Annotated in this window: 19 protein-coding genes; 7 read left to right on the plus strand and 12 right to left on the minus strand. The window is 55.1% G+C overall.

The window, feature by feature from the left end:
* Positions 1-213: 213 nt before the first annotated feature.
* The 7 genes from GC165_07485 to GC165_07515 all read right to left on the minus strand — a co-directional run bounded on the left by GC165_07485 (position 214) and on the right by GC165_07515 (position 7,762).
* On the minus strand, positions 214-2,301 hold the full coding sequence (locus GC165_07485; protein MBI1332707.1) for a phage portal protein: 2,088 nt from the start codon (positions 2,299-2,301) through the stop codon (positions 214-216).
* Between the two features lie 801 nt (positions 2,302-3,102).
* Positions 3,103-3,990 (minus strand): hypothetical protein, encoded by an 888-nt coding sequence (locus GC165_07490; protein ID MBI1332708.1) that lies wholly within the window; start codon positions 3,988-3,990, stop codon positions 3,103-3,105.
* Positions 3,991-4,239: 249 nt separating this feature from the next.
* A complete protein-coding gene (terL, locus tag GC165_07495) occupies positions 4,240-5,694 on the minus strand; it encodes a phage terminase large subunit (GenBank protein ID MBI1332709.1) in 1,455 nt (484 codons plus the stop codon).
* Positions 5,695-6,311: 617 nt separating this feature from the next.
* Positions 6,312-6,707, minus strand: coding sequence for a hypothetical protein (locus GC165_07500; GenBank protein MBI1332710.1), 396 nt, complete (start codon positions 6,705-6,707; stop codon positions 6,312-6,314).
* Complete coding sequence (locus GC165_07505; protein MBI1332711.1) at positions 6,704-6,898, minus strand: hypothetical protein; 195 nt, start codon at positions 6,896-6,898, stop codon at positions 6,704-6,706. Before GC165_07505 ends, GC165_07500 begins: the two co-directional genes overlap by 4 nt.
* Positions 6,895-7,107 (minus strand): hypothetical protein, encoded by a 213-nt coding sequence (locus GC165_07510; GenBank protein ID MBI1332712.1) that lies wholly within the window; start codon positions 7,105-7,107, stop codon positions 6,895-6,897. The genes GC165_07505 and GC165_07510 overlap by 4 nt, the downstream gene beginning before the upstream one ends.
* Positions 7,100-7,762 (minus strand): hypothetical protein, encoded by a 663-nt coding sequence (locus GC165_07515; protein ID MBI1332713.1) that lies wholly within the window; start codon positions 7,760-7,762, stop codon positions 7,100-7,102. Before GC165_07515 ends, GC165_07510 begins: the two co-directional genes overlap by 8 nt.
* A gap of 1,972 nt (positions 7,763-9,734) precedes the next feature.
* On the opposite strand from GC165_07515, the gene GC165_07520 reads away from it, so the two are divergent.
* The 4 genes from GC165_07520 (at position 9,735) to GC165_07535 (ending at position 13,121) form a co-directional block, all read left to right on the plus strand.
* Positions 9,735-10,037, plus strand: coding sequence for a hypothetical protein (locus GC165_07520; GenBank protein MBI1332714.1), 303 nt, complete (start codon positions 9,735-9,737; stop codon positions 10,035-10,037).
* Positions 10,037-10,222, plus strand: coding sequence for a hypothetical protein (locus tag GC165_07525; GenBank protein ID MBI1332715.1), 186 nt, complete (start codon positions 10,037-10,039; stop codon positions 10,220-10,222). The genes GC165_07520 and GC165_07525 overlap by 1 nt, the downstream gene beginning before the upstream one ends.
* A gap of 388 nt (positions 10,223-10,610) precedes the next feature.
* Positions 10,611-12,476 carry a hypothetical protein gene (locus GC165_07530; GenBank protein MBI1332716.1) on the plus strand — a complete coding sequence of 622 codons (1,866 nt, stop codon included), beginning with the start codon at positions 10,611-10,613 and terminating at the stop codon, positions 12,474-12,476.
* Positions 12,477-12,740: 264 nt separating this feature from the next.
* The gene (locus GC165_07535; GenBank protein MBI1332717.1) at positions 12,741-13,121 is read left to right on the plus strand and encodes a hypothetical protein; all 381 of its coding nucleotides are present in this window, start codon (positions 12,741-12,743) and stop codon (positions 13,119-13,121) included.
* Positions 13,122-13,155: 34 nt separating this feature from the next.
* Here GC165_07535 and GC165_07540 read toward each other — a convergent pair whose 3' ends face one another.
* The 5 genes from GC165_07540 to GC165_07560 form a co-directional block, all read right to left on the minus strand.
* Positions 13,156-13,497: a hypothetical protein gene (locus GC165_07540; GenBank protein ID MBI1332718.1), complete on the minus strand. Its 342-nt coding sequence runs from the start codon at positions 13,495-13,497 to the stop codon at positions 13,156-13,158.
* Between the two features lie 108 nt (positions 13,498-13,605).
* Positions 13,606-14,136 carry a hypothetical protein gene (locus GC165_07545; GenBank protein ID MBI1332719.1) on the minus strand — a complete coding sequence of 177 codons (531 nt, stop codon included), beginning with the start codon at positions 14,134-14,136 and terminating at the stop codon, positions 13,606-13,608.
* Between the two features lie 15 nt (positions 14,137-14,151).
* Complete coding sequence (locus GC165_07550) at positions 14,152-14,376, minus strand: hypothetical protein (protein MBI1332720.1); 225 nt, start codon at positions 14,374-14,376, stop codon at positions 14,152-14,154.
* Between the two features lie 245 nt (positions 14,377-14,621).
* Positions 14,622-15,158 (minus strand): hypothetical protein, encoded by a 537-nt coding sequence (locus tag GC165_07555; GenBank protein ID MBI1332721.1) that lies wholly within the window; start codon positions 15,156-15,158, stop codon positions 14,622-14,624.
* Between the two features lie 472 nt (positions 15,159-15,630).
* Positions 15,631-16,917 (minus strand): hypothetical protein, encoded by a 1,287-nt coding sequence (locus GC165_07560; GenBank protein ID MBI1332722.1) that lies wholly within the window; start codon positions 16,915-16,917, stop codon positions 15,631-15,633.
* Between the two features lie 210 nt (positions 16,918-17,127).
* Between GC165_07560 and GC165_07565 the strand changes: the two genes are divergently transcribed.
* From GC165_07565 to GC165_07575, 3 genes are read left to right on the plus strand one after another with little or no spacing between them, the layout of a single operon-like run.
* Complete coding sequence (locus tag GC165_07565; protein ID MBI1332723.1) at positions 17,128-18,447, plus strand: hypothetical protein; 1,320 nt, start codon at positions 17,128-17,130, stop codon at positions 18,445-18,447.
* A complete protein-coding gene (locus GC165_07570) occupies positions 18,444-20,564 on the plus strand; it encodes a CHAT domain-containing protein (protein ID MBI1332724.1) in 2,121 nt (706 codons plus the stop codon). Before GC165_07565 ends, GC165_07570 begins: the two co-directional genes overlap by 4 nt.
* On the plus strand, positions 20,561-25,204 hold the full coding sequence (locus GC165_07575; GenBank protein ID MBI1332725.1) for an AAA family ATPase: 4,644 nt from the start codon (positions 20,561-20,563) through the stop codon (positions 25,202-25,204). Before GC165_07570 ends, GC165_07575 begins: the two co-directional genes overlap by 4 nt.
* The last annotated feature ends 10 nt before the right edge of the window (positions 25,205-25,214 follow it).

Raw genomic sequence — 25,214 nt, forward strand, 5'->3', positions numbered from 1 at the left:
GGAGTCGCTGAGCCAAGACATGGCGAAGCGGTGGGGAGGATTCGTCGATGGTCAAAGGAGTTCGGCCGTCATCGAAGCCTGCTTCGATAACGGGGAGGACCCAGCCCCCCAGACTCAAAATATCGTATAATTGAACCAAGATAGCTGGGCCGGTCAGTCGTTTCGGACGTATGCCCAAGGGGAGATTTTCTCAGCACGAGGCGGGCTGGACAGCTATCTCATATAGATCGTTTTGATCGCAACCGACCGTCGGCCGATGCTCGTCACACTCACCGACACCAACTCCTTCGCCGACAGCTTTTTGTGGATGTGCAGCAAGTTCGGCGCCCCTTCTTTCTCCCCCGGCTCCATCCTCGAATCGTCCGGGTGATTGATCGCCCGAATCGCGTCGATGAACGTCGACTGACTAATCGGCACCTGGCCGTTCTTGGCCATTATCGAGTTCGGGCCGTGCCTCTTCAGCGAGTGCCGAATGTCGTCGGCGCTGAGAGAGACCTTCCAGCCGAGCAAATTGACCCCCGATTGAGCCTCGATGCGCTTCGCCGCGAGCCTCCCAATCGTGGTCACCTGCAGATACTTGGTCGTGTTCTTGTGCTTCGCCGAGTCCTCGATGAACTGGACCACCGGCCCCATCGGAATCCAGCGGCCATCGGGCCCCCTTAGCTGATCTTCGTAGCCGCGAAAGACCGCCACGACTTCGTCAGTCGTAGCGCACCTCCCGAGCGATTCAAAGATGGCGGCATTTTCGGATTCCTCGATGAAGAGGGATTGAAATTCGCACTGCGCCGGACGGTCGCCCTTCAGCCTCGCAATCGCCTTCGCTTGCCACTTGCGAAGGTCTTCCAGCCGCCGAGAATCGTCCTGGTCGTCTTCAAACTCGAACGGATCGGACGAGGGCGACGCACCTCCGGGTGCCTCGCGCAGTTCGTCGCCATCCTCCATCGGAAGCAGGCCGATTTCGCTTCGCGCCTCGTTGATGGTCTTATACGGCCCGCCGCATTCCTTGGTCAGGCGCTCCGCCTTGGCGTCCGCCCGCTCCTCCATGTTTGGCCGGTTCGCCATTTCCAAGTCGGCAAACCCGAGCATCTCCAAAAGGTCGTCGAACAGCTCCTTCCGCAGAGCCAAAATCGAGCCGACGCCGAACATCGACGTGGCGTCCATCATCGCTTCCTGCGAATACTTGTACTGCTCGCTGGCGTACCCAATCGACGCCGGATGAACCCCCATCATCGAGCACGTCCTGGCCATCAGCCACCGCTCGAATTCCTGAAAATCGGCGTCCTTACGCGACTGATCCAGCAGCTTCGAAGTGCCGCTCGGCACGATTCGAGCCTTCTGACGCTCCTGTGTGTTCCCCGCCAAAATCGAATCGAAATAGGCTTGGTACCGCTCGATTTGCTCCGGTGTCCACGTCTCCGGCGCGCCGATCAGCATGTTCGGATGGTTGCCCTCCGTCAGCCAAGAGCGGTTCCACTCGTCCGCCTTCAGCGCCGACATCACCACACTCAGCAGGTATTCGACCGGCGACTTGAAATAAGGCGAGTTGGTGACCGGCCACAAGCCGTCCCACAGCAGTTCCTTCGCGCTGAAGGTCCGCACCGGAACGCCCATCACTTGCTGTTCGAAGGCGTTATCCGAATCCTGCCACCCGTAGCTGTTGACCTTGGGACGAATCGTCGCCGCGTCGATCGCCAACGTCGTGTACGGCGTGCCGCCGCGGGTGAACTCGATGTAAACCGCGTAGTTGCCGATGACCAAGGCGTCTTCGAAAATCTCGTTTTGAAAGTGCCGCGGGCGTTTTCCAAACCCGCCGAGTCCGCCGTGACGGCCAAAAAATGCCGCCGCCTCCGCGCATCGGTTTCGGGTTTCCGCGCTGTGGTCATTCACGTCTTTCGGAATCACCTCGAACGGAACCGCCGCCGCCTCCCGCTTCAGATGGTTGATGCACGAGCGCAAAACGTCGTACCGATCGGCAAAATTTCTCAAGAGTTCCAGGGACGCGACCGCCATCGGGCGTCGCTTGGTGGAGTGGGGCGTCGCCCACGTCCACATATTGTCCCATCGGTAGGCCTGCGGCTGATCGGTCAGCTTTTGGACGAGATCGTACATTCCCTGAAGCTGGCCATTGATCTGCCCATTGGTCGCTTCGAGAGCCTCGATTCGGCCAACATCGGCCCGTCGAAGTCTCTCCTGTTCTTCTAGGTATCGTCGGGAAACAAGGGGCATTTTCATGGCTTTTTGGATGGTGGGTAAGTTTGAGTTACAGAAGAGCTTCAACCCTCTCCTCGGAAACGCGGACATGGTCTCTGATATTCGCGCCTTCCTACAATCGGTACACAGTGACAGGCCTTACCTTCGCTCAGGTGCGCTGTAATCGTGTTCCTTGATGCTCCAGCCATTCAGGCCATTGCCTAAATAGAAGACATCTTTAGCGGGGTGACGAGCGATCTAAGCTAGACTAAAACTAAATTTTGATTCGGGTTAACCGGCCAGCAAAATAGCTAGTTAATCATCGGGCGCCTTGTCAACCTATTCAAGAATTTTCATTCTTTAGTGATTCGTACACAGACCTTACGATAAACAGGAGCATTATTAGCAGAAATACAAAGAAGTAGATTGACAAGCATTCCATTATGCGAAAGGCAGCTGTTGGAGGTGAGGCAACTGTACCCATACTCGGCTGCTTAGGCACCATGCACAGGCAGCCAACCCACAATGCAACGTCAAAAAGAGATACGAGAATACAGAAACAAATACAAACTAGGTTCCCGTGAGAAGATTTCTTTTGATCCGTGAGGTACCGTATCTCAACTTTCGCATCGGTAGTCTCGGTACCATTTTGAGTTAGTCTCGTAATTTCATCTCTAATCCTGCGTTCCTGATCACTAGCAGGTACGAGCATTCCAAGCATAAGGGCAGAGTAAATTGAGACGGCCGTAATGATTGTCGATATCTGGGTTTCAGACAGATTGAAGCCCCATAAAAGTGGTGCCAGCGCAACAAGTGGCATGAAATGCGCCGTGAATGTCACGTACAGCTCCATGGAACGGTACTGATCTCTTAGCAGACGCAAGATGACATTATCCAGAAATCGAAGTGCTTTCATAAACTCAAGGTAGCTTCAGAGATCGTCTTCGCATAATCGAGCAACGATTGCAGTTTGAAGCCGTTGTCGTCCATCTCTATCTGGCCCTCAAATGTTGGTTTTCCAACCGCTTCAATGTCACTCAGCACGGTCACTTGCTTACCATTCATGTCCATTGTGAACCTAGCTGTATCCGGCACAAATTCCGAAACAGATGAAAAAGACACTCCTTCTTTCTTACTCTTTAACATCCCTAGAAAGCTATTGAGCGTACCCTTAGCATGTGGCTCGACACTAACCGTAATCCTTGAAATCTCTTTCATGCTTCCAAGTTCAGCAAGATTCCCAAAACCAAAACCGTCGCGAATTCGCTTTGTGAAGGTTATCTTTTTAAGGTTAGATTGCTTAATTTTATCGGGTAGATCAAGTGGGGCAACTCGCAACGGCCTGAATATCAAACCATCCTTAAGCAATGGCTTTTTAACTCTTCCTAGAATGAAACTTGTATTGCAGACGATCCCACGTTGCTGGAGCATCATTGCCCCCTGCGTGCCCTTCTTTGGAATATAGAAACTAAAGAAGTAAGAATCTAGCGCTGACTCATTCCTCTCAATGTTCTTGTTGTTAGCGTGGCTATCGATATTAACCACACGCCGACGTTCCCCGTGAAAACCATGCTCAATGAACCCGTAGATATATCTATCGTTGGGAATAGTAGCTACTTCAACTAGATCCGTAAACGTTCGATCTCCAGCCACCGACCCAATACTGCTTCGAAGAATATCGGAAAGCGTGACAAAGAAGTCCTTCCCATTGACCGTTGATAATTCGTCGTCTTTCCTATGTGCGGGCCCGGCCGTAAAGGTGTAGACGGCAAATACCGCTGGTTGAACAAGTCCACTCACTAGGCAATTATATCACTGAGATCTTTCTTCGTGTCCCATCTTTCCTTCGCTACCGAACTAACTATCTCAGAACACCCTTAGCTGCGTAGGGGCGAGGCCCGAGCTTTGCCGTCCTAGAAATGGCCAAGTCTGCCGAACGCAGCCGAAACAGGACTCATTTCACCTATTCCCGGCCTTCAGCAACCTTTTGACATGATCAGCAACAACAAGAGAGCACTCCATTGCTTATATGGCAATCAAATTGACCAACTACCCCTTTTTGGTCAATCTATCGAGCAGGTTGGCGTCGTCCATCCAACTATTGGGGAAGATCATGGTATTAATGGCGTCGCTGGCCGCATCGACTTGGTCGTCGTGGCGATGGCTTTCGTCTTCGCGGAAGTCTTGGTGTTCGTCTCGAAATGGGGCATTCCAGGCTCCTTTCACCATTCGGGCGTTGCCCTCGTTCATCAGTCGTTGCCACGTTCTGGCGCGGACCGATTTCTTTTTGGTCAACTGATAGGCTTCGACATCGGTCAATCCGTTCACACGGATTCGCTTGACCATGTCGTCGGCCCACAGCTTTCCCGCCGCACCCGGGTCCTGAGGAATCCGGATTCGCAGACGGTTTGTCCGAAACCCCGGATGATCCCTCACCGCGAGGCAAAATTGGATAATTCGCGGGTCGTAATTGTCCGATCCCCACTGACCTCGGATGAGATCGAGGACCGTCACGACGCCGTTTCGTTCCCGGCCGATGGCCACCCCGACCGTGTAGTCGCCGCCGCCCTCCGTCGCGCCGATGTCGAACGCCACGACGATTTCTTCGAAGGTCGGTAACCCGAATTCGTCGACCGTCACCAACTGTGACGGCTTGAAGAAGACGCCGTCCGCCCCCGCGACCTCGTGCTGAGACTCGCGCAGAAACGCCCGAAGCCCGATCTTATTGATCAGCTCTTCGCACGACTGCAGGTCTTGGCCCGCCCAGGTCGGCTCGCCGCTGACGATCCGGTGGACGTTTCGCCCGTCCTCGCGCTCGAAGGTCTCGACCACCAGGTTGCGCACCGCCGGTTCCGGCTGACCCACGATTCGATCGAGCAGAAAGTCGGCTCGGCCATCGACGAGTTGGGACATGATCCCGTTCTCGATGATCAGGTTCTGGAGGAACAAGATGCAGCAGTCTCGAGAGCCCGCCGGGATGATCGAAGTCGTGATCGCTCGAATCTTTTTCCGCGTCGTCCGCGCGTTGTCTTCCTGGTTGTCGATGTCGTCGAAAATGATGAGGTCGGGCCGAAACTCGTCGAGCTTGATACCGCGCGCCGCAGTGTCGAGCCCTAGACTCTCGACGTTGAAGCCCGCCGCCGTCCGAAGCTGGTTTCGCTTCCAACCCTTCGAGTGTCCGTAGATCGAAAGCGAGCGCTGCTGGCCAATGGCCTCGAACAGCGTGGCGATCGCGGCGACATGCTTGTCCGCCTGGTCCTGCGTCTCGCTGACATAGAGGACAAAGCGCCGCGGCAACTCGGCCTTGCAACCGATGTAGACGATGCCGAGCTCGCTGGTGGTCGACTTTGCCCCGCCCCGCGGCCACGGCTCGACCTGCGCCGGCTGGTACGCACCCAACTTGAGGCTGTCGAACCATTCCCACAATCGGTGATGCCTGGCCGACATCGGGTAGCTCACGATTCGCGGAAAGTTGGTCGCTAGCCACGACTCATAATCACTCATCGCACTAGATTGGATGGGCTCGCGTTGCGGGGGCCTTCTGCTTTCTGCCTTCTGCTTATTGAGTTAAGAAGGCAAAGGGCTCGCCATGCTAGGGCGAGGGCTTTGCACTCTGCACTCTGCTCTCTCTTTGGGAGTGCTCAAGCCTGCTTGAGCTTTAGACAATCGAAGCCTGCTTCGATGACTGGGATCGCGAATTCCCTCTCCGACTTCTCGCGAAGTGAAAGTCGGGGAGGGTGTCTCCTGACTCGTGTCAGGAGACGGGAGGGGAAAATCCGCTGTCAATACCGATCAAAGGAGGTCAGCCCACTGGGAAGGTGGGCATCTTGCCCACCAAGAAACCAAAGCTAGTCGTAGCACTGGCAAGCGCTTGCCCCAAAGACGAAGCTATCATCTATCCCCCGGTTCAATCCTCATACCTCGGATTTCACCGGCCCCTTTCCTAAGGGGCATCTTAGAGTTGTCGTCAAAATGAAAACCGACCCACCCTCGACTTCCGACTAACCACGCTACTTCACGATGGGGTAGGCGGACTCCGTCAACGGACCAACCCAGATACCCCTTGTAGAAGGGGTCGGTGAGCTAGCGAACCGGGGGATAGGCGACCAAACCCACAACCCCTACTTCAGCGTAAAACCCGCGAACAGCGTCAATCCGCCCTTGTGACCCTGCTTGATCTCAAACGCCGGAGACACGTAAAACGTCAACTGGTCCGCCACCGTCACCGGAATCTTGCCCGTGAACGCCCCGACCGGAACGCCGGCCTTATCCACCCCGCCAAACCAGAACACATCGATCGAGCGCTTCTTCGGCCCGACGCCCGAAAACGTCTTCCAAAACGCCGACACCCCGACCGCGGCCGAGCGAGTCTCCCGGTCATAAATCGCCTCAAAATTGTAGGTCTGCGGCAACACCGGCTGAACCGAAACCGGTCGAAAAGCAAGGTCGAGCCCGCCTTTCGCAAACGTCGACGCGGTCGCCAAGACCGCCATCACGATCATCAAAATTCGCTTCATAACAGTTGAGTGAGCCCTCCGGCGGTCACGGCGCCGATCACCGCGCCCTGGAACCATCGCCACGAGGCCAGGCCCCAATCATAGGCGTAGGCGTCCTTGAAGGACTTCCACGTCTTGAACGACGAGTAGTCGACGCGGGCCGCGGTGAGCGCACCGCCCAGCGCGCCGACGCCGAGGATTTTCCAATTCACTTGAGCTTTTCCTTGATCCAGCCGAGATCGGATTTGATCACGGCGATGTCCTCGTGAACCGATTCGAGCCGGTCCACCTTTTCCTCCACCTGGCGAAACTTCTGCGACGTGACGCCGACATGGAAAATGCCCGCCACCAGCGCCGAAACCCACGCCCAAATGGAGTTGAAAAAGTCGTATGACGGCTGATGCTCCGGCGGATTAGGCATGGTTAACCCCCGGAAAACTGTGCTTATCCACAAACAGCGGAATATCGGCCGGGTCGCCCACCCAAACCGAGAGGTCGGCGTCGTTGTCGCACCCCGAAATCCGATGCGGCTCCAGACCCTCGCCGTCGCCCGTGTACTGCCACATATTCAGGTCGTGGCCGCGGATCACGCGCGGCTCTTGGTCGCCATAACGCGACACCCACGCCGGGCATTTTCGCAGCGGCGAACTCGGCCCGATCAGGCATTTATCCTCCATCTCCAACAGCCATTCGCCGTAGTACAAAACCGGCGTCCGCCCGGTCTGCGCCAGCACGGTTCGCACGAAATCTTCGGCCTGCGCCACCGTCATCTGCGACTTCGGATACCGTTCGATGTCCAGCACCATCAGCCAACCCGGCTTTAGCAAAGCCAGGTAGTTTTTGGCCTGGATTACGCCGCTCCCGGCACCGCCAAAATGGTATCCGCCGACCCGCATTCCGGTGCTCGCCGCCCGATCGGGATAAGCGTCCATCCCCTGAATCGGAGCGAACAGGCGGTCGATGTAACCCAGCCCCTGCGAGGCCTTGAAGATGGCAAGCTGGATGCCCGCCCGCTTCATGTCCCAAAAAGAGCGCACGTGGTCGCCGCGGTAACCGTCGAAAATGAGTGGTTTCATGATGAAAAGGGCAAAGGGCTCGCTTCGCTAGGGCGCGCTTTGCTAGGGCAAGGGCTCTGCACTGTGCACTGTGCACTCTGGAGTTCAGCCCCTTTGGGAGTGCTCAAGCCTGCTTGAGCTTTCGACAATCGAAGCCTGCTTCGATAACTGGGATCGTGATTCCCTCTCCAGATTCTCCGAAGGAAATCTGGGGAGGGTGTCTCCTGACTCGTGTCAGGAGACGGGAGGGGAAAATCCGCTGTCAATAACGATCAAAGGAGGTCGGCTCAATGGGAGCGGTGAGCGTCACGAAGTTCCCGCCGAGCATGGCGAGGGAAATGAGCGAAGCGAATCGGGACCGCCCACCAAATCTAAGTCGTGGCACTGGTAAGCGCTTGGCCCAAAGACGAAGCCGTCATCTATCCCCCGGTTCATTTCATTCACCGGCCCCTTTGCTAAGGGGCATCTTAGAGTTAGTCGGCCAGCTGAGAGCGCGATTTCCCTCTCCGATTTCTTGCGAAGCGAAAGCGGGAGGGGCCGCAGTGAAGCCGTGGGGAGGATTCATGTGGAGTCGTTGAGCAGAGCGAAACGGTGGGGAGGATTCTGGGACGCCCAAAAGAGTTCAGCCCCTTTGGGAGTGCTCAAGCCTGCTTGAGCTTTCGACAATCGAAGCCTGCTTCGATAACTGGGATCGTGATTCCCTCTCCAGATTCTCCGAAGGAAATCTGGGGAGGGTGTCTCCTGACTTGTGTCAGGAGACGGGAGGGGAAAATCCGCTGTCAATAACGATCAAAGGAGTTCAGCCCACTGGGAGGGTGGGCATCCTGCCCACCAAATCTAAGTCGTGGCACTGGTAAGCGCTTGGCCCAAAGACGAAGCCGTCATCTATCCCCCGGTTCAATCCTCGCACCTCGGATTTCACCGGCCCCTTCCTCAAGGGGCATCTTAAGGTCGTCATCAGAATCAAAGGCTGCCGTAATGCACCGCATCAACCCTGAATTCCGAATAACCGCGCTACTCCACGGGGAGGGTCCGCAATGGAGCCTGCCACAAAGGCAGGATTCATGTGGAGTAGCGTGGCTAGTCCGAAATCGAAATCAAGCCAACCAACTCGGGATATTCCTTGGCGCAGGGACGTCGCATGACCGCGAAGCGGTCACAGACCTTAGCCCCGGGTGCAAGCACCCGGGGCGGACAACCATTCATTTTTCGACCCCGAAGCGGGTCGCAGCGAGGAGCAGAGCGCCATCGAGACGGGGGATAGGTGACAGCCTCACTTTCAACGGAGCCGACACATCATTCGCCAACACCCAAACCACTTTGCCCCATGAGAAGAGATCCGAAAATCCAACTCTTGCCCAACAATGAATCCTCCCCACCGCTTCACTACGTTCAGCGACTCCCCCCAGGGAGTAGCGTGGCTAGTCCGAAATCGAAATCAAGCCAACCAATCCAGATGCCTCTCGGCGACGGGAGGTTCCAAGCAATGGAGGGTGACGAAGTCGGGACGAAGATAGACGACAACCTTTATCCAAGCCGAATAACCACGCTACTCCACGGAGAGGGTCCGCAATGGAGCCTGCCACAAAGGCAGGATTCATGTGGAGTCGGTGCGCGAAGCAAACCGGTGGGGAGGGCCGACTCCGCCGACCAACCATTCCTTGGCGAAGGGACGTCGCATGACCGCGAAGCGGTCACAGACCTTAGCCCCGGGTGCTTGCACCCGGGGTGGACAACCATTCATTTTTCGACCCCGAAGCGGGTCGCAGCGAAGATTGCCACAAGCCCCAAAGATAGCCAACCAAACCATGGCCACACACGCCCCCCCACGAGCACCGACCAGCGCAGGGCTGAAGGCCCGTTCTTACTCAGCCCAGCCCAGCTGGCTGGGTAAAAGACCGACCCAACAGAAGTCCGAGGAGTCCCGAGCATCGGGACGACCCCGCCATTATGGCGGCCCCACAAAAAGCATGCACCACAAAGAGGTAACAACATGACTGTAGACACGATCGAGGAAGCCAAGGCGATCCGCCTCGACCTCATCAAAAAGCTGTCCGACGACAAGCTCGAATCCCTCCGCGCCGACCTCGACCGCCGCGAAAAAGCCGCCTACCGCCAATTCCTCGCAACCCGCCCAACCATCGACGACGAATTCGAATCGGCCGACGAGGTCGATAACCAAGAGCGCCGCACCTGGGCCGAGCTCTCGCGCCAGCTCCGATCCGTCAATATCGAAATCGCCAGCCGTGCCCACGAAGAGGCGATCGCCAATCTGCACGAGGTCCGAGGCTACTGATGTCCGGCCCCTTCGCCGTCGCCTTCTCGGCCATCTACGCCTTCCGCGACGGCCGCAACAAATACCGAATCCTGTACTGCGACGAAACCTACCTCGACAACCTCACGTGCGAAGAAGCCTGCGCCCACACCCGGATGCTCAACACCTCCTGCGGCATGGACGACGAAGAAGAGGTCTTCGTTTGAGCTCGCCTTCAGGGAGGAAGATTAGCCGAGAGCCGAAAGCCTCTAGCATTTAGCTTTCTGCACTTCGCACTTTCCACTCCGCACTCCGTACTTTCCACTCTGCATTTTGCACTTTCCACTCCGCACTCTGGAGTTCAGCCCTTTGGGAGTGCTCAAGCCTGCTTGAGCTTTCGACAATCGAAGCCTGCTTCGATGACTGGGTAGCTGAGTCCAGCTCAACTCACCTCCGCACGAAAGACACCACAAGACAGGAGTCATGGGGAAGCTGAACGCAATAAAGCCGCAAGGAGGATAAGTCGACAGAAGCCAATCGAAGCCAACCCAGAATCAAACCCTAACAACATAGCAGAAACCGCAAAAACCATGATAGAATTTATCCCTTAAGGCCATGCCAGAAGAACCAGTACTCCTCGACGAAGACGGCAGGGTGAGCCCCATAAAACTGATCAGCGATGAGGCCATTAGCCAGCAAGAGGGTCTGGGGTTAGGCATGGACGTGTGGGCGCACGTCGTCGCCGGAGTCGCGACCGGCACCAAGGGGCCCTTCACTATTGGCGTGTTTGCGCCGTGGGGCCGCGGCAAAACCTCCGTCCTCCAAGGGGCCTGCGCCCTCGCGGCCGAGATAGCCAACACGCACGCCTTCATCGTCAATGCGTGGGAGCACGAGCGGCACCCCGACCCGCTTCAGCCCATCATCGCCGACATCCTCCGCGCCATCGACCGCAGGCTCGACTCCACCGAGTCTTCCGACAAGCATAAACGCCTCAACAGCCTTAAAAAAATCCTCACGATGGTGACGATCGGAGCCGGCGCGATCGCCCTTGGCGCACCAGCCCTGGCGATCGCGGCACCTGGCATTGCCGATACCGTCACGCAGGTGGGGAAAACCGCCAAAGAAAGTCTGGACCAGGCGAGCGCGGCCAAAAAGGTCCTCGATGACGAAGTCAAAGCCGCGCCAGATTCGGGCGGTACCGGCCTTCGCGCAATCCTCACCGACGCAAAGAAGGCGTACATGCCCGATGACCAAATCATCGTCTTCATCGACGACCTGGACCGATGCCATCCCGACAAGGCCGTCCTCATTTTGGAAAGCATCAAGCACCTGCTGTGGGTCCCCGGCTTCGTCTTTGTGCTCGCCCTCGACAACGTCATTCTCGAGAAGTATCTGCAGAAGCGGTACGAAAAGGATTGCGGCCTCGACGACGACCCAAAAATCGGCAAGAAGTACCTCGAAAAGCTGGTGCAACTAACGCTTTACCTCCCCGAGAGCCCGACGAAATTCGAAGAGTTCGTTCGAAGTGTGATCAACACCAGCGAGGACGAATGGCTGTTGCCGGAAAGCCTCATTCCCCTCCTCGTAAAGAGTGCGGAGACGAGCCCGCGGCAAGCCAAACGGCGAATCAACGACCTCATCGTCGACACCAAAATCTTTGCTGCTTTACCAGACACCGAGGGTAAGAAGGGCAACTATAGTCCGGAGGAGGTCGCCGCGTGCATGGCCGTCAACCGGTTGTTGAAAGACCTGCTTTCACTGGAGCAGATCAAGGCACTGACGGTGCGTGGGGACTTACGACGCCAAATTCTCTCCATCATCGACGAAACCTGGTACGAAGCTCCTGAGCTTGAGCTGGAACCCTCGATAGCGGCCATCATATCTGAGATATTGTTGATGTTTCGAGCGGGAGACTATCTGGATCTATTCGAAAAGAGGGCTATCGGGCGGACGTGGTTTGAGAACGATGAGCTCCGACAGGCTTCCCGCGAATTCCTGATCGAGAGCCGGGGAATAGGAATCGATGAACGGCGATATCAGGAGGCGATTGTCGACAAGGCAATCCGTCGGAGCCTAGGTCTAAAGGATGGAGAAGCGATTTCGAAGGAGCATCGAGCCAAGGTCGAACAGTTATCGTTTGAATATTCACACTTGGACAACAGTGGCTTGTGTCTCCTGACGGACTTGTCTTCCCTCAGCGAACTGTACCTGAAGTCTACACAAATCTCGGACCTCACTCCATTAGTGGGTCTGACCTCTCTCACGAGTCTCGGCCTGGCGAACACACAAGTCTTTGATCTCTCTCCCTTGGCTGGACTGCCCAACCTAACTGCACTTTACTTATACAATACGCAAGTCTCAAACTTCTCTGTCTTGGCTAGCCTTCCTTCTCTCCGATACTTAACTCTTCCTGAATCGATACCGGAAGCACAGCGAGAACAACTTCGAAAATCGCTACCTTATTTGTCAAGCAAGATTTAGGCAAGCAAACCGCCCCTATCGGCATGAATGACGACGAGCGGCTGGAACGGATACCGCGTCACATCCTTCTCCAGGTCCGCCGAGCATGAAGCTGAATCCAAGACCTTCGATCGTCATGCCTGCATCAAATATTCGACGGAAAACATAGCCACTTTGTGGAACTTACTGCACCCTCCTTTCTTGAGTGCAGTGCGCTGATAATTGTGTTAGTAAATGGGGGCTTTGAAGGTTGACATAATTGTTTCGAATCGATACACTTCCCGAATGCTTGCGAAGTTTGTCGAATTCCTCATAATAAAATACAAAGCCATCATCGAAAGATTTCGAACTAAAGGCGTTAGTCGTGAGACATTAAACTCGAAAGCTCTTTTTGAAGCCTTGGAGACCGTCGATCCGTTCGAGCGAAAACTTATCGATGCCTTGCTGCGAAAGGGACTCGAAGAATTTGCAAAATATGTCAAACAGAGGACGCTTTCGAATGAGGTCATTCATTGCATGGAATTTGAGTTCTTCCGACAAGTATTCGGTGTGCTCATGAAGAGCGAAGCCTCTTGCCAAGCGATGATGGAAAATCCAGAAGAAGGTTTTCGTGCAATCATCCGAAAGAGCTTTGCCGAATGTTCAAAGAAGCATCGGGTTTCTTAGATTTATTCCCCGGCCAAAGCCGGGGAACAACGATTCACAGATGTGAAATAAAGCGACGAATTTCACTTGCGTCCTCGGCGTCGAGCTCTGCAAATCCAAATCGATTCTCTCTTTCGAGCAAAGCCAATTTGTTCTCGAAACTTGCCCTAAATATGGGCTCCGTCTGAATACGATCCAGTAAGGCATTCGCCTTTTCGGTTAGTGTCGCATTAAGGCGGACCTTCGCCAGGATCGCCGTACAAAGCCAAGCCAATTCTTCCTCCACCCCTTCGCCGGAGAGACTTACCCCGTTAGGTAATTCTCTAAATTTGAGTGCTTGAGAGTCCAGCTCTTGCTGCTGGAGACTTTCAGTAGTGGTCGCTGTTGTAGGCTTCATATCGTTCCTCACACTCTATATATCAACCCGAAGCGCCGCCAAATTTAACATTTCAGAAAGTTTTCCAAGTTTTTTGCCGTTTCGCCGAGTTTTAGACCCGACTTGGACTCACGAGGCAAGCCGCTCTCGGATGATTTTCAGCAGTTCACGCTTGAGTTGGCTGAAGCGGCTCGGCTTAAAACCACGCTTTTCCGCCCAATACTTTTCGGGTCTACCCGTCATCGCCGAGTTCAGCATGACCTCAAAGACATCTTGGTATTTCGCGTCTAGCTTCCGAACAATTTCTTGAATTGCGACCGTAAGATCGCTCTCCCCCAGCAGGACAAGCCCATGTTGATCGGGGATGTCACTGAGAATATCTTCCATCGATACAATGTCTGCTAATTCTTTGCGACGATAACGAGCCCTCAAAAAACTGTTCACGCGGTTTCGAAGCCAACCTTGCCGAAGTCCCTGCTCTAACGCGATTCGCTCGGCCAACTGAAGATGGGCCGGATTTCCCGAAGTCGAATACTTGTAGTATTCAAGGAGGCAGGCAGAGGCTAAGTCTTCGAGGTCTTCTTTACTAAGAGAAACGAGTCGGCCTAACTCCTTACTAATCGTTGCTCGGATGCTCTCGTAACGGCCGTCATTCGCCATATTCTTTTCAACGCGCTAGGCAAGGTCTTGATCGCCATCGTCGAACATGGACAAGTAAATACAGTCCTTTGGATCAACGACTAGGATTTTCATCCCCGTGTTCAGAGCCACGGCAGCGTTCGCGATTTCGTGCGGCTTTGCGACGAGGTTTCTTCGATGGAGCCGATCGATCAGCGAGGCCGACCGCTTAAAATCGAAGTAGCTAAACTTGACAATCGTGAAATTGAGCCTCAGAATCATCTCTAAGCACTCTTCGGCAGTTTTCTCTTGAGAAGAAACTATTCCAAGAAAGAAGAGAAGAGTCTCAAGCGTCAACGCCCGCTTGCCAGTACGCGATCGATCGCGAAATTCCTGGTAAGTATCGTCTTTGCGAAAAAAACACAAGAGGCATTTTAAGTCCCAAAGGTACAACTTGCCAATTTTGCCATCCTCAACGTCGACCTCTTCTTCGAAATCGTATCCGTCCATCCCCACAGAAAGGGATTTTACTCACTTAAGCAAAATTTATTATAGGCTTCCATCGCTTTATCTACATCCGGCACTTTTGCACGAACATAGGCGACAAAATCATCGTCGGGCTCAGGGTGGGTAAATTCGGTAGCTCGATACAAGAATCGATCGTCCTCATCAACTTCGATCTCGTCCAGTTTCTCTGGCAGAGCCGCCACATTCAACGGATAAACCGGCAGTTCCTCCGCAGGATTGCCCTTTGGCTGCTTAAACTTAAATTTCTGCTGAGTCAGAGCCGATTCTGACGAAAATGGATTTGCCAACGCGTTGTCGCCCAAAGCATTTTCAGGCTGGCTACCCGCCTTCGTGTTGCGCCCAAAAAGCTTGCGTCGATTCTTTGCCACATCCGGGGCATTCCGCCCTTCGATCGCGGCGCCATCTGGAGAACTACCGGGAATCATGAATCTTGCTTCAGCGCATAGCGTCGAAACAATCATAAGGGCAGAGGCCAGAAGCTTCGAAAACTTCGAACCCTTCGATAGCTTATGGGCAAAACCTTCAATACGCCTCATTATCTGTCCACGTTCCAACTATATTATCAGATTATGCCAAATATGTCCAAATTCCTCACCGAACCATTAGGAGCCTCCTCCAATATCTTTGACGTCTTATCACGCGGGATAGTTCAGCCGAATGAACAAATGTACAGGACCTGAAAGCAAGCCTCAACTGAATGTCCACTCCGAACACCAAAAGGCCGACTCCACTCCAAATCGGAAAATTACTTCCATAGTCTTGATTGAATAGACCAAAAGGCTTTTCCCGAAGAAAGACCAGACGAGTGGGCGACTGCTTTCGCGAGCAAACCTTCGATTGCCACCGGCTTTGCCTTCTGGAAAGGTGGGCATTAATGAGGACAAAGGCAGAAAGCCTTTAGCTGTTAGCCCTCAGCTTTCTGACGGCATAAGGTCCCTCTCCGGTCTCTTGCAAAGCGAAATCGCGGTTTCACCCATTCAAATTCGCGCAAACCTTCTCCCAACTGCCTCACGCCGTTGCGTTGATCCAGTGAGCTAAGCTCTCCAGCGTTTCCGGGTCGTCGTCAAAATCACCGTGCGATCTCGAGGCCGACTGTTGCCCGGCGGCGGCCGTACCCCCCGTCACGGACCATACCTTCCAGTAAGGCGCCAGCCGTTCGCGCACACTCATCACCGCCGGGTCATGCTTATAAGCCGTCGACTGGTGGAAACGCTGCATACCTAGCAACGGCATATCTCGCTCCGGCTCCAAAATTCCGCTCACCAAATAGAGCAACGACCGCGTGTAAATGGGCGGCACGACGCGGTCGGCGCATTCGACTTCGTCCGACATACCAAAGATTCCCAAGCTCCGGATGCGGCCACCCGCGACCGAGAACGTCTCGTCCATGAGCCGAAACGTGCACGCCGGCGCCAAAAAGAGGATATCGAACTGAATCGAGTCGGGAATAGCCCCCTGACAAGCCTGGAGAAGTCGGCAGATATAGACCGCACCGGTGCTGTGGCCAACCAGAATAACCCGTCGCTTTTGGGTCATGCCAACATCCTTGATCGCCTGCAGCAGCGCCGTTCCCGGGTAGCTTGCCGCCTCCGGGCCAAACGCGTCGGCCGCGTCCTGCTTCATCAAATCCCACTCCAGAATCTGCCCAATTTTCGCCACGCCCAATTCCACCAGCGTCTCTTCCAGAACGGTGAGATACAGGCCATGATCTCGCTCCTGAACAAACCGCTTGATGGTTCGATACACGATCTTGGCAATGGCGACCGCCGCCTTCAAGCTTAGGGCAAACCCCAAGGTCCCATCGTCTTCGAGCGCCGCTACTTCTGGGTCGGCCTCGAGTTCTTGCTGGAGCCTGGCGACAAAGTCCTCATCTACATCCGCCTTGCGGTCGGCCATTTTCGATGCTTCTTCAAAAGGTTCGTGGCTCGGAACCTCCACTGCAAACCCCAAAGGACCATCCTCCAAAGCCGCAAATCGGGCGTCGATCTCTGAATCGATTTCGGAGTCCGAAACTTTTTCTTGGTAATAGCCTAGTATGCCATCGGGTACATAGATTCCTAAGTGGTCGGCCGCCACTTTGAGCCCTTTCTTCAGGACACCCTTGACCGTGTCGGTTCCAATCTCGGAAATCAGGGACCTAATCGCTTCGTCTAAATTGTATTTGATCGCTTCATCCCAGCCGGATTGCCACACAAAAAAGAGCGATGACGCCCCTTTTTCTCCATAAATAGGCGCTAACTTTTTGGCAATGCCTTCTCCCGCCGACCTATTCACCAATCCACCGTGAAAATGCACTACTAAAGGAGCCTCGCTACCCTTTGCCCAATCAGAAATAGCCTGATTGAGACCAGAATAACCCTCCTGAAATTTTTCGAATTTTCCACCCCGAACATAAACGTTATGCGTCGCCACGTGCCCGATTCTATATCAAGAAGGCTGATAATGTCGAGATCATTTTTGCTGATTGTTGACGGGGAAGGCCAAAACTATCTATCATGAATTCCTATGGGTGGAACTGACTCAGCAAGCGTGGCCGCACAAAGGCACCGCGAACTGCTTCGTCAGGTGAAGGCGCTGAAAGACGAGATCCAATCTTGGCTCGAGTCGGCCATGGTGAGCGACGTCCGCCAGCAATACCAAACCCAACTGGCCGCCTTAGGTCGTTCGCTTGAGGTCGCCGTCGATCAAATTCAGGAGCGGATAGTAGCGGACAAGCCCGCCGGGCAAGTCTTCAAGGCCGCCGTAGCCGAGGAGCGATATCTACTGTGGATTCGGGCCATTTGGGACCCCTTCCGCGTGGCCTTCGAGCAGCGAACGTCGGGCGACGCCTCGACAACCCTCAAATTGGCCGATGAACTGGTGTGGGCCTGCTTCTATCCCTTTGCCGAACGGGCCGGGACCAGACGCTCTGCCCCGCTCGCCACCATCGCCAATGTGGCTCCGTGCATTCGCCCGAGCGACATGACTCGCAATTTCGTCAACGCCAGTCTGCCCGCCGAGTTGCAAGATCGCGTCAACCAGGTTCTCAAGAGCCTGCCCATGGCCATCCTGTACCTTCCGCCAACGGTAGTCGCCTCCCCCTGGCAATTGTGCCTCGTCGCCCACGAGGTCGGCCACGAAATCCAGCACATTTGGGCGGATGAGAACGGCCAGTCCATGGTGCAAACGTTCCAGGCCGAGCTGACGGATCTCGCCGGCGCCGACTGGAACAACCGAGGCCAAGAAGTGTTCGCCGACCTGTATTCGGTGCATTGCATCGGACCCGCCGCGGCCTATACGCTCTTCGACTTCGTCTTTGGCGAAGCCGACGATATGCAAAAAGGTGACGCCAAATATCCACCCGCCATCGTTCGAATCCAATTGGCCAACCGTCTCAGCACGAAGTTGGGCCTCGGAACGGCGAAATTGCCCCTCATGGACGAACCTGAATACTGCCCTGCCGCCCTCGGTGAGCAGCTAGATGGAGCCGACAAAATCGTCGACTATGTCGTCGGTCAGCAGAACCCGTGCCTGAAGCACTTCGGCCTGGACCGAGCCGAGTTTTCCAGCCACGCACTCGCCAAGCCCCTTTGGGACGACAAGCAGCCTCTCTCCAAGCCGTCGGTTGCAACCATTCGCCAACTGTTTCACCAAGCCAGAGTAGCCGTCGAAGACGTCACCAAAGACGACGACGCGGAAACCCTCCGAAGGAATCTTGAGCGGCGAGTGATGGATAATGTTCCATCAGGGGTCCGCGCCGTGGTAAAGGTCGACATGGACGCGTTTAGCCCGATCGAAAAGGCGTTTGATGAGATTCCAAACGACCTGTGGAGTCGAGACGCATGAAACGTATCAAGATCGAGGTCCACCACGTCGAGAACAATATCGAGCTGAAGGTCGCGGGCGGGGCCATTGCCCCCCGTACCATTCAGGAGGAGTGGTCCAAGGGCGAAATGCTTCCTTCGGTCGAAGCCCTTACGAGTGACGCCAAGGACTCTCTGTTCGAATTACTGAAGTCCGGCTCGGGTGACCGTTCCGATCTCGCCCAGCACCTGCTGAACGTCCTGATCGATCCCGGCCAGCAAGCGGACGTATTTGGCACCGGCCCTGGACCTCGTGTCGATCTCGCCATCGAAATGGATTTCGACGATCCCCTCGCCGCCATCCCGTGGGAATTGGTCTTGAGTGCCAAGGTCGGAAGCAAGACCCTGGCTCAGCTTGGCGCAACCGTGACTCGGCTGGTTCGTAGCGAGGCTCCGGCCCCCGTTCCCTTCGAGCGGCCGATCAAAGTCCTCTTCGTTTCCGGAACGCCCATCGACGATCCCGCCGTGAAGGCGGGCACCGAGTTTTATTGCATCGCCCGTAACTTCACCCTGGGCAAGCGCCCCTTTCGAACCAGGTTGGTGGTGCACGCCAGCCTGGACGAACTCGTGGCCGCCGCCAAGGAACTCGAGCCCCACGTCATCCATTTCGCCGGACACGGCGAATTCGGCGCGGCTGGAGCGTCGATCCAACTACGCGACCCAACCCCGGGGAGCGACTTCATGAGGGTTACGCCCGAACAACTCATCGCCGAGCTGAAGGGCATTCTGCCCACGATGATGATCCTCAGCGCGTGCCAAACTGGAAATACCCAGCCATTTGGCGCGGGGGAAACCGCCTCGTTTGCGGCTCAGTTGGTAAAGGGTGGCATCCCCATCGTGGCGGCGATGGCGGGAAAGATCACGGATTTGGCCACCCGCACCTTCACCCGAAGCCTCATGACCGCACTGGTGAACGGAGAACCGATCGTCGAGGTGACGGGCATGGCCAGACAGAAAGTTTTCAATGAAGTCAACGCATCGGGCGAGTGGATCTACCCCGGCCTCTTTTGCGCCCCATCCGTTCCGGTGAACTTCACGATCGGCTCCGCCCAAGTCACCGAGGAGGAAGAACGGTTGCAAAAGAGAATCGACCGTTTTGTCGAAACAGATCGTTTCGAACCTCACCTTTGCCTAAGAGAAAATGTTTGGGCCGCCTATGCCAACGTGCTGAATGGGAAAGCGTTGCCTAGCCTCCACATCTTTGGAGGCACTAATATGGGTAAGTCACGTATCTTGCGCGAGCTTGCCCGACAAGCTGTTCGAGAAGGACACTTAGCCATTGGAATTTCGCCAGACTTTGTGACCGGGGCGTCCGATACCACATCGCTGCGCATTGCAGGGGCATTTCTACAGGCACTAAACTTTGCCGTCGCTGACTTGGGAATAGGAGAGGAAGTCGAACTCGAATATATGGTACAAGCCAGCAGACAGAACATTAACGAGATACCGCCACCGCCCGGAACGAAAAGCGTGTTTCGCAACCGCGGTCAGGAGATCCGCAAGGTAGCTGCCGTCTTTGAATTTGAATTGCAGCGGATATTAGAACTAGCCATTGAAAAGGGACTGTTGCCACCGACATCCAAGCCTATTGTCTTCATCGACGATCTCCACAAGATGCCGGAGGAATTTCTTCAGACACTTTTCCTGGAGAATGGCACTGTCCATCTCAACGGTTGGGCCATAATCGGCACCAATCCGATTCCTTTCTTTTCGACATCGGATATGAGTGAACTCGCCAAGGTTTACCGTGCTGCGTTTGGGGAAAAGTGTGATTTCGTGGAAATTGGACCCTTCGCAATGGCCGATGATGCAGACATCTTGGCGTACGAACGCATCTTGATGAACCCATTTCATCGACCCAGTTGCAAATTCAAGGACGCAGACAAGGTTTTCGCATTGACTGAGAAGTTCTTTACAGATACTAGTGGAGATGCGGATGATGTCCGCGATAACTTTCGCGTACATATCCGTCACGATTTGATAAATCTCAAACTTCCGGGACTTTACGCCGCCGCCCGCGTTGCTCGGGCGGCCGAGTATATGACCAGTTCGACAGAGAACGCATTACTACAGGCTCTTGGCATGTGGGAGGCGAAATGAGTACATCGCTGAGTTTGCAGTTTAAGGAAGAGCTGGAGAAAACCTATGCAGATATCAGATCGGGTCTGTTCGAAGTTTATGGTCCGGATATCCTTCACCGACTTCTCATTCCCCCTTATTGGACTTTGGAGACCCTGGGCACACTGTTTCCTCGCATAGACTGCGAGACATTCTTTGCTCAAGCCCACTACCTTGGACTGGGAAAGATCGAGAAAGACGGTCAATGGCTCAGTATTGACACCGTGGGACGCCACGAGGCAATTCGGATCATAGGCGGCGACGCGGTACAACGGCTAGCCGCATACTTGCTGCAAGACACAGCGAGCAAAATCAATGGTGCCATCAAGGCGTCAAGCAACCCCAACAACATCCCTGAAGTTTTGGCCGACTGGGCTACTCTCGCCCAATTGGCCCCGTCCAATGTGGTGTCTCGTCTCATAACCAATTCGGATGACGAATCACTGGATGACAGGCTTATTGCGGCAGCCAGCCCTATCGCCGAACTGATGGGGGGAGAATGTGCAGCCGCAGTCGCCCAACTCAAGCGAAGACAGCTCCGCCGAGTGGTCGACTTTCGGGAACGACGGGCTCTGGCATGCTTCCTACCCCGGGCTCAGCAGATCGACGCTGTCAATTCGCTCCTGGCCCCAGGTACCAGGGAGTGGGCTCTGCACGTTATCGGCCATGGTGGATTTGGCAAGACGATGCTGGTTCGCCACGTCGTCACCGAGCTGGCGCCCGCGCGAGGGTACGCGGCCGCGAGAATCGACTTTGATCTCCTCAGCCCCGATTTTCCCGTCATTGAGCCCGGACAGTTGCTGTTGGCCCTCGCCCGAGACCTGCAAGACCGATACGGCTTGGTCAGTACCGACAGCTCTTACTCTCGCGTGGCTTACGAGTCGGCCTCCACCCAAGAGATTTCTGGGCTCGAACACTGGGATGTTAGTCCCCGGGGCCGCGAAGAGGCGACCAAGGACCCGCTCGGTTTTGTCCGCTCGGACCAATTCCGCCGCTTGCTCTACGCTTTTCAAGACTTCCTCGAGAGCTTGCAAATGCCAGTCCTCTTGGTGTTGGATACGTGCGAAGAACTGGCCCGCTTGCGCTTGGGCGCCGAGAAGCTGCCGCAGGTAGAAGCCATGTTGGCGATTCTGGAGGCAGTGCAAAGGATGGTCCCTTCCGTTCGCGTCCTCTTTGCCGGACGGCGGTATCTGGCGCAAGGGGGCGCTCGCTGGACGGCGAATACTCCCGATCGAAAGGCTCTTCCCGAGGTGCGACCCTACCTGTGCCTCCACGAAGTCAAACCGTTTGATCAGGTCGAGGCCATGAACTACCTGTTCGACAAGCGCCACTTGGACAAATTCAAAGTTGGGAAGAATTCAGCCATCTGCAAGCGACTTTTAGAGGTGTGTCGTGACCCCAAAACCAATGGATACAATCCGTTCGATCTTAATTTGTATACGTCCTGGCTAACCGACGATCCTAAGGCGGCCGCGCAAATCCTCGATCGAAGCGACATCGACCCCTACGTCAACACCCGCATTCTGGGGCGAATCGACGACCCTGACGTCAAGAAGGCCGTTTACGCGTTGATCGTCCTCGGTCAAGCCAACCGTGCATTTTTGATCGGATCGTTGGCCTTGCCCGAAGCCCGTGCTCATGTCGTCGAAGCCGAGCTTGTGAATTTGGAATGGGTGGACACCAGTCCCGAAGCTGGCACCCTCTCCATCTCTCCGCGTCTGGCAACAAGACTGAAACATTACTTCAGGCAATTCATGGTGACGGAGCGGAACCAAACCGAAAGGCGCCTTCGCAGTCATCTCCAATCGCTCATGGACGACGACGGATTCCAGGATGCCGACAAATTCACCATCGGAGCCGCCGCTCAACTGCTCGAAGCCCCTACGTTCGGACGGCTCTGGGACCAACTCTGCGAGCAATTCACCCGCGAGGGTAACCGAGAAGGTTTACAGAACATCGCCGCCTACCTCTTGGACGACGATGGGGGAACGCCCCTGGTGGGTCCCCACCATCGTTGCCGATCCGGCGTCCTGGCCGATTACGCGGCCGTGATCGATCCTTCGTCGCCTGAATACGAATCGGCTTGGACCGAAGTACACGACCTTGCCGACAAATACCCCACCGACCGCCGTCAGTCTCTACGCCTTACGGCCGTCAACGCGCTAAGCGTTTTAGGAGAAGGGGTCCTCACAGCTGATATTTTGATCGATCCGCTCGCTGAACTTACAGCCGAAGGAGATGACCATCTGATGTCCAGTCAAGTCAACGCGGTCGAAGCCTTACTCGATAAGCGCTTGCGAATGGGAACGCTCGCGCGAAAGCAAGCAAAGAGGATTGCGGCGTGGGCTAATCGGATAGAAGATTCACATCCGCTGAAGCTTCCTGCCCTGTTGTGCTCCGTCCGCGCATTGATGCTTTCCAATCAAATCGACGAAGCCAAGCATGAATCGGACCGCCTTCTGGATCGAATATCGAGAGCTAAGCCAATTTCAAGCCTCTCCTTGTGGACGGCACCGCAAGACTTTATGTCCTTAACGCTTTTACATCTCGCACTGGGGATTCCGGACTTTCTACTACTGTCCAATTCTTCTTCTAGTCCGAAGAGTCATAAGGCCGTGTCGAATGCGATACTCCGCAGCTCCGACTCTATGGAAGGAGACCGATTGGCTTCCCTATGGATCGCGATGAGATCAAATCGGGCCATTTATGCGACCATGCTATCCGACAGTGAGCGCTTCTCAAAGACGACGTTTTGGGGTCTGCACGACTCAAAATTACCGGTCGCCTCGCTCGTACCTCCCCTTTACGTATCGATCGGCAGAGACATTTGTCGTCATGGTGGGATCGTTGAAGCCATGCAATACTGCGATTCCATCGATCGGATCTTAGGTCACGCCGAAACGGATGAACGGCTTTGGATCACGAAGTTGCAGTTTGAATTCATTGGATCGTGTCGGTCTAGGCGATATCTGGAAGTCCTTCAACAAAATCTATCGAGAAGAGAATCGCACTCCACAAAAAACCTGCGGTGGCTCTCGATTCTCACCGGCGAGCCAATCGACGGTGACCTTCTACCGCGCGATTCGTGGCACGAGCGATTCTCCACCGAATTTGCCCCGGTGCCAGAAGCCTACCATGGCCACTACCAGCCCTCCAATCGCCGGAAGGAAGCTCCAGCCATTCGCCATGAAGAGCTCGACCAGTTCGAAATCGATCTGCTAAACCCAAAGGCGAAGGATATAAGGGTCCCTAAACCGTGGAATTCCCGCGCCTATGTGGAAAAGCATCTCTATCGGGCCGACGAAGTTGCGAACGTGGTGTGGAGACGCTTTGGCTTAGGGGTCGGTGACGAGGATTTAGACTATTGGCAAGACTTGGTCGGTTATGTTCGCTTTGCCGAGATCGGATGTGAGGAAGCCCTCCTTGTGGCCCGAAGGCTGCCACAGGTGGCACATCGCATTCTCCGCCAAGTCTTCGAACACTTGGGCAATGTAAATGAGTATCCGTCAGTTCTGCGCATGCTGGGCAAGAATGCGCATGCGAATCCGTCTCGGTTTCTGGCCGATCTTGCTCGAGTGGACAATCCCTACCGCGCGATGCAGATACTGGGCTACGCCGTGGAGGATCCCGCGACCCAACCCAAACCAACCAGGAAAGCTCTGACGAAGAGCGCATCGGCCCGTGCCCCCGACATCTTCATCACGAGCACCTCCCAAGCTGAATTTACGGAGTCCTGGGGATCGACCATTGTAGTCGGCGGCGAGCAACATAACATGATCATTCCCAGTATCATGGAGATAGCCCCACAAAATCTGCGTTCGACAAAGAACCTCCGAAAGCAGATAAGGACCGCTCTTTCGGGCCCAGGGAATTCTGAGGAAGGATTGCCGATCGTGGCAAACGCCCTCCATTCGGCTTGGCCGTGGGAAGCGATTTTTCCTCAATTGGTCAGAGTCAGGTCATCTCGCTTGACCCATCGCATCGTTCGCGAAGTGGTGGGAAGTTCAATACCGGGGCCCATACTCGTGGGCGCCGCAGACGCGAGATTTGCTTCTCAACAATGGGCTCCAGAGCTCAACCTGGCGCTGGGCAAGGCACCAAGGACCCCATTTGTGAGTGTTTTGCCATCCAAGATGCCAAGTTTCTCTTTGTCCTATCGAATCTTGCACTTAGTTGGCCGCGGCGATCAGACCTTTAAGGAGTTTCGTCTCCTTTTCCCCGACGAGTCCCCTTCCAAAGCCGACATTGGCCAAACGAATTCTCTGGGCCTTCGTTCGAGAGACATCCCCGCGAGCGCCTGCCAATTAATCATCGTTCAGGGCGAACCGTCCTTGGACTTTCGACGAGGCAATTCTAACCTGATTGATACCGCTTCTCTCCGGGGGTTTGCCGCCGAACTCAGCGCCGCCGGTGCTAGATTCGTCCTCATGATCCCAAGCATGCCGAAATTGGCCTCGGCGTTAGTGGTAGCTCGGATATCCCATGAGTTTGGTGCCCGTCGCGCAAGCATCACGAGAATCAGCCTGCTGAACCTCATTCAAGATCTTCAATCTCAGATACCCGATCACGACTGGACCCAAGAAGCCCTGCGCGAGATTACGCTCTTCGTGAATGAAAACTAGGACTGCTCAA

The organism is Armatimonadota bacterium, from assembly GCA_016125185.1.
Taxonomy (GTDB): domain Bacteria; phylum Armatimonadota; class Fimbriimonadia; order Fimbriimonadales; family Fimbriimonadaceae; genus Fimbriimonas.